The organism is Mesorhizobium sp. M0800 (assembly GCF_040320095.1).
Lineage (GTDB): Bacteria > Pseudomonadota > Alphaproteobacteria > Rhizobiales > Rhizobiaceae > Mesorhizobium.
The window spans coordinates 71984-84826 of sequence record NZ_JAMYOZ010000019.1 but is presented as its reverse complement, the minus strand read 5'-3'; the positions used below and the strand labels follow the sequence as shown (position 1 = coordinate 84826).

The 12843-nt window shown below is 58.9% G+C and carries 11 protein-coding genes and 1 pseudogene; 1 reads left to right on the top strand and 11 read right to left on the bottom strand.

What is annotated here, in order from left to right:
• Window positions 1-301: 301 nt before the first annotated feature.
• The 7 genes and pseudogenes from NKI18_RS21395 to NKI18_RS21365 form a co-directional block, all read right to left on the bottom strand.
• Window positions 302-1012 carry a hypothetical protein gene (locus NKI18_RS21395; protein WP_352615354.1) on the bottom strand — a complete coding sequence of 237 codons (711 nt, stop codon included), beginning with the start codon at window positions 1010-1012 and terminating at the stop codon, window positions 302-304.
• Window positions 1013-1247: 235 nt separating this feature from the next.
• Window positions 1248-1985: a hypothetical protein gene (locus NKI18_RS21390; protein ID WP_352859957.1), complete on the bottom strand. Its 738-nt coding sequence runs from the start codon at window positions 1983-1985 to the stop codon at window positions 1248-1250.
• A 37-nt stretch (window positions 1986-2022) separates the two neighbouring features.
• A complete protein-coding gene (locus NKI18_RS21385) occupies window positions 2023-2145 on the bottom strand; it encodes a hypothetical protein (protein ID WP_023679689.1) in 123 nt (40 codons plus the stop codon).
• 15 nt (window positions 2146-2160) lie between these two features.
• Window positions 2161-2979, bottom strand: coding sequence for a Fic family protein (locus NKI18_RS21380; protein ID WP_352859955.1), 819 nt, complete (start codon window positions 2977-2979; stop codon window positions 2161-2163).
• Window positions 2976-3692: a hypothetical protein gene (locus NKI18_RS21375; protein ID WP_352859954.1), complete on the bottom strand. Its 717-nt coding sequence runs from the start codon at window positions 3690-3692 to the stop codon at window positions 2976-2978. Before NKI18_RS21375 ends, NKI18_RS21380 begins: the two co-directional genes overlap by 4 nt.
• A 402-nt stretch (window positions 3693-4094) precedes the next feature.
• Window positions 4095-4304: pseudogene (locus NKI18_RS21370) on the bottom strand (bifunctional hydroxymethylpyrimidine kinase/phosphomethylpyrimidine kinase); the annotation flags it as partial.
• A gap of 14 nt (window positions 4305-4318) precedes the next feature.
• Complete coding sequence (locus NKI18_RS21365) at window positions 4319-5479, bottom strand: porin (RefSeq protein ID WP_352859952.1); 1161 nt, start codon at window positions 5477-5479, stop codon at window positions 4319-4321.
• Window positions 5480-6523: 1044 nt separating this feature from the next.
• Between NKI18_RS21365 and hemN the strand changes: the two genes are divergently transcribed.
• Window positions 6524-7885 (top strand): oxygen-independent coproporphyrinogen III oxidase, encoded by a 1362-nt coding sequence (gene hemN, locus NKI18_RS21360; RefSeq protein WP_352859951.1) that lies wholly within the window; start codon window positions 6524-6526, stop codon window positions 7883-7885.
• A 175-nt stretch (window positions 7886-8060) separates the two neighbouring features.
• Here hemN and NKI18_RS21355 read toward each other — a convergent pair whose 3' ends face one another.
• From NKI18_RS21355 to NKI18_RS21340, 4 genes are all read right to left on the bottom strand, one after another.
• Window positions 8061-8252, bottom strand: coding sequence for a hypothetical protein (locus tag NKI18_RS21355; protein WP_023727257.1), 192 nt, complete (start codon window positions 8250-8252; stop codon window positions 8061-8063).
• 857 nt (window positions 8253-9109) lie between these two features.
• Window positions 9110-9607, bottom strand: a complete 498-nt coding sequence (locus NKI18_RS21350; RefSeq protein WP_353020385.1) for an NAD(P)/FAD-dependent oxidoreductase — start codon at window positions 9605-9607, stop codon at window positions 9110-9112.
• Window positions 9608-9787: 180 nt separating this feature from the next.
• Window positions 9788-11443: an MFS transporter gene (locus NKI18_RS21345; protein ID WP_353020383.1), complete on the bottom strand. Its 1656-nt coding sequence runs from the start codon at window positions 11441-11443 to the stop codon at window positions 9788-9790.
• 280 nt (window positions 11444-11723) lie between these two features.
• Window positions 11724-12089: a hypothetical protein gene (locus NKI18_RS21340; RefSeq protein WP_352478728.1), complete on the bottom strand. Its 366-nt coding sequence runs from the start codon at window positions 12087-12089 to the stop codon at window positions 11724-11726.
• Between the last annotated feature and the right edge of the window lie 754 nt (window positions 12090-12843).

Below are 12843 nucleotides of genomic sequence, written 5' to 3'. Positions count from 1 at the left end.
CTGTTGCAACGTTTGCGCAGCCCGGTCTTGCTCCCGGCTTGCAGCGGTCAATCTCGTGCAGACTGACCGTGATGCAAAGATGACAAGGAAGGTTCGCTTTCAATCCGATCTTCTTCCTGGCCAAGTAGTTCGTAGTCTCATAACTGTGGCCTAGACAAAAGCTGGGCTAATCAGCGAGGTATGATGTCGTTAGCGTGGTTGGGCCACCAGCAGGTCGACGCCAAGATCGACACGCGCAATTTCCCGCGCTCCGAGAATGTCAGTGACTGCGCGCTCTTCCTCGGCGGTCTGGCTGCGCCGTCTAGAATCTGAATGCGTCTCGCGCCGACCCGTTCAGCAATGAGCTGTTCGGCTTGCCGCATTGACGGCGAAGCAAGCTCAAGTACGTTTTCGCGCATCTCACGCGCCGCCTCGCCGACTTCCGCAAAACGCTTCTCGGCGAACTGCTCCTTAAAGAGCGCAGCGAGATCATCAAATGTTTGAACTTTGGTGGGCTTGGGTTTCGAGCAAAATATCCAGTTGCCAGTCCAGGTTTATAGGCAAGGCTGTACGCTTTGTCGTCTGGCAAGGGCCCAATATCCCCTGGTGAGACGAAAATGGACTGCCGTGCTACGGTTGCTCCATTATAAGAGCGGTCGAAATCGCTGATGTTTGCGATACAAGGAGCCGCATAGAAGACGTTTGACGGATAGCGCGCCTCAAACCGAAGAAGCAGTTCATGCTGACGCGACACATCCCTGCGCATCATCGCAATCCGAAAAAATGGTATCGACAAACCGGGACAATGTCCGCTCGCAACCTCAAAGGCAGTTCCTCGCTTCATCAGCTCCGGAAGCTTGTACTGGAAAAACAGCGGAACCCCTGGGAAATTGATGCGGATGTCAAAGCCAGAATGCCGCTCCTGTATGAGGTTTGGAAAGACCGGCGCGCCTACAGGTGCGGCTGACGATGACCGGATAAGGTTTTCGGTGAAGGCATACCCAAATGAGAACTCCATGTAGCCCACCTTCATTCAATTCTGCTTTCGTGCTGAAGGTTATCCTGGCTCTTTGCCTGCAGCCGAGCAGACTCTATAACAAAAAAAACTATGTATACTTGCGAGATAGTCTGAGCTTATCGATTCCTCGGATAGATATTTAAAGAGCTCACCCACTCTTCTGGCTGCTAGAATGGGAATGGGAAGCTTCTGGTTGATCTGGGTCGAGTTCCAGTTGATTTTGGTAAGCGACAAAACCTCCTGCGCTATCTCAGCGATTCCCGGCCAGATCGCCGATAAGTTTCGGGCTTCGCGAACAGAGCCAGAGTGCGTAGCCGATATCTTCAACCAGGGCGGCGGCTTCTCCCTCGCCAGTGCCGAGCGCGATCACATGCGTTGCCCATTCGGCCAGCGCGCCGTCAAGGCGCCCCGCTTCCGTCGCGCTGCCGTAAAGGTCCAGGAACCACGCCAGCGAATAAGACCAGTCGGCAGGCAAGTCCTGCCCATTGTGATCCCTTGCGACGACGGCCACGACGGCGTTGCGGCCTTCGGGCGTGCGGGGCTCTATCCCAAGGATCGGGTATAATTCGGGTGTCGGCTGCTGAAGGATACGCGCCGGCACGAGCGACAGTGCTTTCTCCAGCGAGGGAGGAAAATCCTCCAGTTCTTCGGCCAGTTCGGCAGCTTCTCTCCTTCGTCCCTCGCGGCGCGCTTCTACATATTCTGCCGCAACCACGGCAATGGTGCGCTGCGCCCGTTCAGCGGTGCTGGTGGCAATCAGCTCGGCCGGAATGTCACCATCCTTGATCGCCCAGTGCGTACGGTGCTGTTCGAACTGTTGAATGCCCAGCCGGTCCGCAATTCTCAACACCGCTGACCGGTCGAGAAAGGCATGTTTCGGATCGGGCTCGAAGGTGAAGGCCAGTTCGTGTCCGCGCCGAACGATATTGCGTATGCGGCTGTGCCGGACCACGCGCGCGTGCGGGCCTCCCGCCCCGACTTCGTACATCAAAAGCGCCGGGATTTCCTCCAGCCGGCGCAATGTTTCAGGGCGCGAGGTCGATAGCCTCGGCCTCGGCGCCGCTAGATTCCTTGAACCGGTCAATGGTTGACGTGAACGGCGGCGTTTCCCACCACTCGCCGTGGCCCGAGACAAGCAAGTTAAACATGGCACACCACCGACCTCACGCCGCCTTCTCCATAGACCACTTCACCCGTTCGCCGACAAAGGCGGCGAACGTTTTCACATTCATATTGCCGCTCGCCTCCTCCAGCCCTGCGAGGTAGGCCTTCCGGTCATCGACTCTGACGACTGTCCAGGGGTAACCGCCTGAAGCCAGCATCGCGTTCATGAGGAACCGCGCCATTCGTCCGTTGCCGTCCGGATAGGGGTGCACATAGCCCACAAGCCAATGCCCCAGCACGGCACGCACGGAGGCCTCCTTCTCCGCCTCCAGCAGGTCGAACAGCTCATTCATACCATCGGCCACCGCTTCGGTACGCGGCCGCACGTGCTGCGAGCCGCGCAGGTACACAGGGTGATTGCGATATCCCGCAAGCGCGCTGGCTTTGAGGATGCCGGCGGTCACTGACGGCGCGAACAGCTCCCGGTACCACTCCCGGTGAGTGTCCCGCGTCAACGCGCCGGCTGGCTTGCCGTTGATGATCGCGGCAACAGAGTCTTTGACCTTCTGGAATGCGAGGTAGTAGCCACGCGCGGCAAGCGCATCTCGGTTCTTGCGGTCCTCTTCATCAATCTCCGGATTCCAGCTCCCCTCGCGCACCCGGTCGATGAGTTCCGGGGTGACGCTGTACCCTTCTATCGACAGCGAATGGTAGGCGTCGCTTTCGTAGATATCCTCGACGAACTTCATATAGGCGTCTTTGTCGGACGGCAGTCCGGGTGCCTTCGGGAATATCTCGATGATGGCTTCGCGCTGCGATTGCCAGATCGCGCGCAGGCGGGCGACCAACGGCGGTACGCCCGCCGCAATAGTTGTCACTCCAATTGTCCCGCGAACGGATCGGATTCGCGCACGTCATAGCCGGCGGCTTTGAAGGCGGCCACGATTTCATCGGCAAAGGAGTCGCGTCCTACGCGACGGAAGGCCCCCGCAAGCCGTCCCGCCACGGCGGAATGGCCGCCATCAAGCAGCAGGGCCAGAACGGTTGATACGTCGCGCACCGACGCCATGGCGATCTGCATCTCGATAGGGGCGCGCTGGAAGAACGCTTCCGGCACCCGGGTAAGGGCGGCCTCGACAGTGAACACGCGCTGGCCGTTTTTCTCTGTCAGTTCGGCCGGCATCTCCTTGACCTTGAGGTCATAGAGCGAAGTGCCGAACAGCAGGTCGATTTTGTTATTCGTGCCTTTGGGGGTGTTCACCACCACCTGAGGCGGAATAGTGGGCGCTTCCGCGTGCAGAAGCAGCGACTGCTCCGGTGAGAGGAACCAGTCCTTGCCGAACCGGTCATTGCAGTAAAGGGAGCAGAACTCCCAGAAGCTCGCGTACCAAGGGGTGGTGTCTTGCTGCCGTGCCTGCGGGCCGGTCGACATGAGCCAGCCTTTGATAACATCGCGCAGGAACCCGTTCTGCAGCAGCCGCTCCCGGTGGACGCGGGTCAGCTTATCTGATTTGAATATGCGCCGCCCACCCTCCTGCAGCTCTTTGAGGACGGCCAGTGATACAGCGAGTTTTTCATGGGGCTTGGCCATGGCCGTGCCTTTGCAAGTTTTTAGAGCTGTGCGATTACAAGTATATAGTGCTGATAGGCGACAAGTCAATGATGCTGTGGAGTTGCAAGTTTTTTTAGTCGTGCGATAACAAGTTTTTTATGCGATAATCGGCAAATGCGATCGTTTCCATAGCCGCGCGAAGGATCGTTACCCGGATGGGCCGAGACCCAGCTCCCCCGCAGGCTACGCAGGGGCTCGGGGCGAGCCTAGAGCCTGGCCCTCCGAAGCGCTTCGAAGGAGGACGCGCCTCTTTGAAAAACTCGCCCGTTGTGCATCGTGGGTACCCGTAAACGCGAATTCTCAAAGGAAAGACGCTCCTTACCTCTCCCTCCCGCCACGATCATCACGGCCGCGCCCGCGCTCACTACGCCGCGACGCCCGCGAGATCGCTGCACGCATCTGATCGGCCACCAGACCGGGTTGCAGATGAAGGATGTCCGTGACGCTGTCGTGTGTTTGCACCGTCACCGCAGTGACGGCAAGGCAGCTGCGCACGCCCATGGAGGAGAGCGTCTCGATGTCGCGCGCGATTCCGGCACCCCCACTGGAGTCCGATCCGCCGACGACAAGTACATGCGATGCCTGCCTCAGCGCCCTTTCATCCGTTAGAATGAGCGTTCGAAACGCAGGATTCCGCCGACACTGCTCTTCTTGTTCGCGTTGGTCCAATTCATGTTGGAAGCGCCGTCCACCTTGCCGACGGCGAAGTTACCGTATCGGCCATAGTCGAGTTCCGCCGTAACTGTGAAATCTGGAAGAAACGCATAGGCGACGTTTGCAGCGACACCATGGTTCTTGAGCTGATCACCGGAGAGCTGAAGGTTGAACGAAGTTGTCTCGTTGAGCTTGTAAGTGGCGCCAGCCCAGAAAGCCCAGTTCCCGCCCCAACTCTTATAGAAGCCGCGACCATGAGCGTCGATCGCGTTGATGGAGTCGTCGTTGAGCTTGCCATTGGAACCGTAGCCGAACATTCCGAACAGCAACAGTTCGTCGGTGACATTGATGTCGACACGGACCTTAGCGGCCACCGATTCGTAGTTGCTATCATAAGCGGCAACGCCGGTGATCGCGCCCCAGCCATGTGTGTATTTTAAGCCGCCGACTACGTGCGGTGCGTAGCTGTCGATTGTGCCGACCACGCCCGAGCCTTCTTCGAGCGAAACCACGGCCGAAAAGCCGTTCCCGACGTCGAAGTAGTACTGAACCACATTGGTATCGAAAGGGCCGTACGGAACCGGCGTCTGGTTGAGTACGTCACCCGCGCCGCCAATAAACATGTCGAAGGCCGACCAGTCCTTACCAACTCGGAGGCCACCAAGCTGAATCCAGGCGAAAGTCAAAGTGCTGTCTCCGTTGAAGGCATAGGGCCGAGAACTGTCCGAAACCGAAGTGTGGCGGTTGCCGAAGTTCATGCGGGTTTCGGTGTAGGTCTTCAACGTGCCGAGTTCGGTCTCCTGGCCGGTCCAAGTTTTCAATGTGAAGCGCGTGTTGTTTTGCCATGTGCCCTGATGCTCACCAGTCCTCACATCCGAGGTTCTGGCGTGATCAACCAATCCGACATGGCCCAAGCCGACGTCGTAACGGACATAGCCGCCGACGCGCACGCAGGTCTCAGTGCCTGAAATGTAGACGTAGCCCGAGCCGTAGACGTCGCAGACTTTAACGTACTCAGTCGGGTCAGGCTCGGCAACGGCGGTCACGGCGCGAGCGTCGGAAACGGCAATCAGTGCCGCAGTTGAGCCGAGGAGGAGGCTCCTAATGTTCATTGTTGATCTCCGTTCAAAGAGTAAAAGGAATGGACGTCAGTGATGAACTCTTGCTAAGGAACAGTCGATAACGATGCGCATTGAGTTGAATTTGAGCAGTTTTGATGCGCTCGTCACGCCAGATATTCATCAGAAATTGAGAATATGATTGGGTGTTATTGTTACAAATATGCGATTGTTATTACAAATATAATAATCGCCGAAACGACGCCATCCAACATTTCTGTACAAATCATCCCCGTCATCTCCGCTAGTTGTTGGCGGGCCGTCACAAAGGCTTCTACTGCAAATGACGTGCCATCCTGACGACGCAGCTGCGGCTTGAAGCTCAAGTGTGCCGGCGGACCTTGGTTCGCTCTTCCTTCCTTTTTGCCTGCGGATCAACCCAAGCACGAACGGCAAACGTTTCGGCTACGTTTCGTCTGTTCGCTTCGCGACAGTTTCGTTCAATGGCGACAGCTTTGTTTGCTGTGAGCCCCGACGTTGAGACATCATGCGGCGGCACCGCTCGGTACGACGCCGTCATTTTGGCGAGCGCGATGATCGGTAATCACGCGCTGAACGCGAGCCTTGCCTCCACCACGGAGTCAGTAGACGCGCCGGCCTTGGCATTGCGGCCGACCTGACGGTCGCGTCGAGCAGCCTCTCGTCCTGATAGACGGCGCGCCACAGCTAATGCTTCTTGCCAGCAATTCACACAACGAGCTCATCGAAATGCCAGAGATCACTATGGGGGCTGCGCTAGCTGGCGAGCAAAGTGTGGTCCCAACGCCGTGTTATCTCGTTGGATGCGGCAGCCGCGCTCAGCAGAATCTACTCGACCAGGCGCAGGCTGAAGGGAAGGGATGGTGGAACCAAACGGTGCGCGTGAGGGTCGCGGCGGGAACAGCCATGGCCAGTCGCTGACCGTCCAGCCAAGACTGAACGGCCGCTATTGCTGAGAAATACAAGTTTCGAGACCAAAGCGGAACGGACTGACATAGCGCAAAGACACAGGCGAGCGCAGCGGTAAGGTTGGTGGTTATCAGCATGGGACGGTAACTGTTGCAGACCACAAAATATCGCGAGGCCGGCCTGCCTTGGTACACTATCTATCCGGCTGTGTCGGAGTTCTCTGGGGCGGTCGGCGCCGAGGCTTATGAGGAATGGCTCAGGAACCTGCCGGCTGATGATCCGGTGTCACTCTATCTGCACGTTCCGTTCTGCCGATCAGCCTGCTGGTATTGCGGCTTCCCAACCACCATCACCCGCCGTGATGCGCCCATCCTCAACTATCTGGCGGCGCTGCGTGACGAGATCCGTCTGGTTTCGGAGCGAGTGCCGAAGACGTTGCCCGTGAGCGACATACATTTCGGCGGCGGAACGCCGTCTCTCATTGGACCAGCCGAGTTCCTCGCTCTGATGGAGTTCCTGCGATGCCGCTTCGCCATCTCGAAAACAGCTACGGTCGCCATCGAGATCGATCCACGCACGCTCACGCCCGAGATGGCGGAAGGCTTGGGAGCGGCCGGCGTGACCCGCGCGAGCCTGGGCGTACAGAGCTTCGATCCCATTGTTCAAAAAGCGATCAACCGAATCCAGAGCGAGGCCCAGACGTCGGCTGCCGTGGAAGTGCTGCGCCGGCATAGAGTAAGCCGCATCAACTTCGACCTCATCTACGGCCTGCCGCGTCAAACGGTGGAGTCGTGCGTCGAAACAGTGAGGGCGGCGGTCGCCATGCGCCCCGACCGGCTTGCCTTGTTCGGCTACTCGCACATCCCATCCCAAGTAAAGAATCAGCGCCTCATCGAGGCGGAATTTCTTCCCGACAGCGCTGCCCGCGCTGAACAGTATGCGGCTGTCGCCGTGACGCTGATTGCCGCCGGCTACCGACAGATCGGGCTCGACCATTTCGCCTTGCCGGACGACGAGCTCGCGCTGGCACAGGAAACAGGTCGCCTGCGACGTAACTCGTTGGGCTACTCGGCTGACACCTGCAGAACCCTGATCGGTTTCGGCGCGTCGGCTATCGGCCGCATCGGCCAGGGATACGTTCAAAACGAAGTTACACGGGATTCCTACATCCAGCACATCGCAGCTGGCCGACTGGCTACATCGAAGGGCCATCGCCTCACAGACGACGACCGCGTGCGAGCCGCAATTATCGAGCGATTAATGTGCGATTTCGAGGCTGACGTGCCGGCAATCTGTGTCGCCCACGGATCTGATCCGATCCGTCTTCGCGATTCGGCTGAGCGCTTGGCCATGCTGGCCAAGGACGGGATAGTGGACTTCGAAAACGGCTTTGTCCGCGTACGGCGGGAGCATCGCTTTGGGATTCGCGCTGTCGCTGCCGCATTCGATGTTTTTAGGGATGGCGTTACGTATATCCCGCAGCAGCTTAATGCGATGCAAAGCACGACATAGTCCGGCATCAATGTCTCCGCTTGGAACCGCCGGCCTACTTGCCACGCCGGCCGGGCGCTGGTCTGGCAAGTGGGCTTTCCGTTTGCCAATGCGTTCGTTCCCGGCCCTCCGGGGCGGCGAGTCCCTGCCGTGAGCGCCTCACCCGCGAGGCTACATGGCGGCCGTGGAGATTACCTCAGCAGCGGCGCCCGATCGGAAACCTTAGCACCTCAGCGCTTTGGCGTGGCTGCTTGAACTCTTCGACGGCAACCGCCTCAATTAGCAGGTCCAAGGCTTCGCGGCCCCTTTGACTCATCGGGTCATCCCCACAAAGGTAGTCATACGCTCGATCTAAATGCACTCGGGCGGCGGAAAAATCGCTTGTCATATCATAGAACCCTCTCTACCCGCCCGCATTGCCGTCTACGAGGTGAAGGTAGTGCAATCGTCAATATATACAGACAAATTTGAATTAAATCGGAGATGATCATGGAGGCCGAGTTCCCTGACCTGATGCCGCCATCGAGCCCGCCGACGACCACTCGCTGGCGCTCGGTCGGTTCATAAGTGCCGAGCACCCCGTCCCGAGACCACCTCTGACCTCCCTCCTTCGATGCTAGACGCGTGGAAGACATGGCTGCGCCGCCGCTGCGAGAAAGGCGTGTCCCATCGCGCGGCGGCTGCATAGTGGGCAGCCAGCGCCGGGAGCTAATCGGCAAAGCCGCGTGTGGCGATTTTGCATAGCGGGCGCAGGCGAATCGCCACGCCCGTCCAGCATGTCCGATGCCGCGTAGGCCGCCAGGATCCCTGAGCGGAGTGCATGCACGATCCCGCGTGATGACAGTGGATCGGCACAGAACAGGCAGTCGCCCGCCGCGACCCAGCGGTCACCGGCGGCGGGATCGATCGTTGCGGTTCCCGCCGCGTTGATCATGCTGGCGGTCTCGATTGCGTTGGGCGGCACGAGCGGCGCGATGGACTGCGTTGCGGCTAAAGCGCGGTACCAATGTCCGGCTTTGCGCAGTTCGCTGCCCAGATCCGGATCGGTGAGGCACGCGCAAGTCGGCGCTGTACCACCAGCCTTCGGGACGCGCCTCGACAACCATGCTGCAATCGCCCGGTGCGCGGTCGAAAAAGCGTGTGTAGGCGGCAAGATGTCCGTGCATGGTGAGCTTGGCGCCGAAACATCGCGCCAGCCTCCAACTGCGACCGGTCGTCCAAACCACGGCGCGGGCAACGATAGCTTCATCGCCAGCTTGAGCAGCCAGCCTTGATCGTCGCGCACTGCCGAACCCACGGCCGAGCCAAACCGCGTGTCCACACCTGCCGCCTTGGCCGCCTGCACATCAGCCGGTCGAATCGCGTCCGGTCGAGCTGCCAGCCGGCACCTTGAGCGGAAAACATGCCGTGCCGCTCGCTGGGAACTTCATTGGCCCACACCGAAACAAGCGCACGATTTTCAACGAAGCCGGCCTCGGCGAACGGCGTCCAGACACCAAGCTGACGCAGCAGCCCATTCGCTACTGCCGGCAGCACCTCTCCCGGCTTTGGCCGATCATGCCTTCCTGCTTCCAGCAACAGCACGCTCCGCGCGGGTGCATCGTTGCCAACGCCAGTCCGGATGTGGTCGCCGCCGAACGTGATCGTCTCAGCGAGCTGGCGGGACAAAATGCCAACCTCAAGATAGCATTGGCCCGGATCAGCGAGGCGGACTAGGAAGACTTTAAATTCAAAAGGTGACACGCGGCAATAGTCGCGTGCCGCTGTAGCCCCAGGCTCCGCTTCACCGTGGGGACCGATCGGTCGCACTCTCAGCCTGGGGTTCTTCTCTGCCACCCATCATCGAATTTTGGTGGATTGTCCGTCTCCCGCACCGGTTTGAGCGCGATAGACAAGAATCGCGTTTTCTGTGCCGGCCGGGCTTCAATGACGGGGATGGCGAAAAGCTGAGTGCTCGGGCTTGCGGGCCGAGCTTGTCGGTCGCTCGATGGAAAGTGTCATCTGAGGCGCTTCCTCTCCCGCGTGCAACTGGAAGACACGCTCGTCCAGTTCCTTGTCCACTTCCGTCAGACGATGATTGAGGCGAAGGTAGTCCGTCCAGGTCGGCGTGCGGAACGTTTCCGTCCAATGCATAGGCTTCTGCAAGTTCCGCTGGAGCGTCCAATTCCGAGCACCGACCCGGCTGTGTACATGACGCCGCTGCCGCATGAGGTCGAGGAAAGCCTCGAGATTTCTCTCGGCTATCAGATATTCGACCTTGACCACGATCGGGCCGCTTCTCGGCTTCAGATTGAGAGCGACAGCCGGGGCATCGAATTCCTCCAGAGGATCGGGCTCTGAGTCGCGGCGCTCGCGAAGAGGAAACAGAACGCCGGCTGCAGCGACGAACATCAGGGAGGCAGCGGAACCCTCCAGCGCCAGGGCCAGCGAATGGTTTTCGGCCACCGTGCCCCACACCCAGCTGCCGAGCGCGATGCCACCATCTATCAAAGCATAGTAGATCGAGATGGTGCGCCCCACGTCCCAGCGCGGGCTTGCCAGCTGCACGCTCACACCGACCCCTGACCAGGCGGTGACCCAACCCGCGCCGCCCAAAGCGAGTGCAATTGCCGCCACCCCGATCGAAGTTGTCAGTGCCAGGGAAAGTGAGCACGCCGCGCAGGCGACGCAGGAGAGCCTCATCAGCCGCTCCTGCGACAAGCTCCGTCTGAACAGGCTGTTGGAGAGGCCAGCGAAGACGGCTCCGGTCCCGAAGCCGGCCATGAGCGCGCCATAGGCGAGCGGGCCTCCTCCCAGCTGATCGCGGACAACCACCGGCAGCAGCGCGAGTATGGCGATGCTCGCCAAGCCAAAGAGGGTTCCGCGCGCGATCGCGGCCTTGATTTCCGATGACATCGCCGTGAAGCGCAGCCCGTCATAGATCGCCGTCCTCATCGACTCGCGTGGAAGAGGGGAAGAACGAACCTTCCACTTGCAGCGCCAAATAGTGGCCAAGGGTACGAAATAGGTGAGCGTGGTCACCGCGAATGCCGCCATAAGGCCAAACGAGGCAACTACAATGCCGCCGAGCGCCGGGCCCACAGTCCGGACGGTATTGAATCCGACAGAAAGCAGGGTGACGGCAGCGGGAACATCTCGTCGATCCACAATATCGCCAACCGACGCTTGCCAGGCCGGATCATTGAGAGCACCGCCGCTTGCGATCAAGAAGCTGAAGCCGAGGATCATCCACGGACTGACAAAGCCCAGCGCCACCGATGCGGTCAGCATCGCGGAGGCAGTCACCATAAGGCACCGACCGGCGAACATCACCCTGCGCCGGCTGAAATTGTCGGCGAGAGCCCCGGCGAAGACAGACAAGACGAAGGCGGGCAGGTTCGATGAAGCCTGAACCAACGCAACCATCAGATCGGAAGTCGAGATCGTTGCCATCAGCCAGCTGATGGCGACAGTCTGCATCAACCAGCCGAGGCTTGAAACCTGCGTGGCGAGCCAGATCGAGCGAAAGGTGGGCTGCAGAAGTGGCCCAAAGGTCGTTGGTGCAGCCAAATCTTCGTTTGATCCAGCCACCCTACTCATTTTGCGATCCTTTGCTTTCCGTTATTGTCGCTTCCCATGTAATCTAGGCTGAACCGTGGCGGCTGGAAGAATAGATAGACCCATTTGTCTCCGACGATGTGGCCACAGTTCCTCCAGTGGTCTGGCGGCCGAGACGCAGAAATGGGCCGGCTCACTCGCCTTCGACGACATGTTGGTGTGCCGGAATTCACATGTCATTTGAGGCATCAAGCTCGTTCGACGCGCTGCCGAGCGATTTTTCGCGAAACGTTACCCTGTTCTTTTGTTGGAAACTCACTTATCAGCGGCGTTCGATGCTGAGTGTGGCTTCCAAAAAGTGAGGACGCTTGCAGATCTTTGACTGATAGATGCAGACGATTGCCAGGCCGCGATCGAAGACGCGCGCGCCCTGCTCCTTCAGTTCGGACAAAAGTCTGATGCGCTCACACATGCGATCGACGAGTTTCTGCTCGACCTGATGACATTGGCTTTCATCGTTGAATGTTACGGACGCGGCTCTGAACTTTTGGCGCCAACGCTTGCCCGTAGAAGGCTGGCGAAGGTCAGACCGTTGTCGGGAGGGGTCGGCCGGGCAGAACGGGTTCCAAAGCCTGATGGCTGAACAGGCGATCGAGCCGCGTTCCATTAACGACGTGGCGACCGCCAAAAAAAAGGGCCATCGGAACACCGAGGCCCTTTAGGTGTAAAGTCAAAACCTTCAGAGAGGAACAGCTGATACGATGGAATGGGAGGGAACCATCGCGTGCATCAGCTGTAAGCTTAAGGGCTAAAAGTTGTGCAATGCGCAAACACATTTTGCAATGCAGCTATGCAGTAACGCAAAGCCTCAAGTTGCAGGATCGAGTTTGGAAATGTTTGCTGCTCGTACGGTGATGGGCGAGATCCTTAAGCGTATGTACGGCGGCATGATGGACGCTTGCAAGCATCCAGACAAGATTATCGCGAAGCTAAAATAAGAGGTTCGATCCAATCGGTGATGCTCAATACCCGCGCCATTCTGGTTCAGCCGGGCGTTACATCGCCTCGCCAAGTTGAGGATGTATTGGTCGCGAGCAGCCGCGCGCCAATTTGGAACCCACGACCATATGCAACGATTGGGCACTGTCCGAAGAAGGCCGAGAACGGTTGAAAGTGCGCTAGATCGAGATATTCTGAATTGGAACGGGGGCCTGGTTCATCGCCAAAGCGAGACATGGATGAAAAGCAGATCGGCCCAACGCCTGATCCAACCATTGCAACGGAAGTCCCCTGGTCGGAAAGCCTAACCGCATATGATGACAAGCATACGTTTGGCCGCTGCAGCAACCTACCTTACTGGCTGATGTATTTCGGACCGTGGTGGATGACGGGGGCTGTCCAAGGAAGAGCTTCGGCACGATCTGCCGTTGTTCGCTCATGAT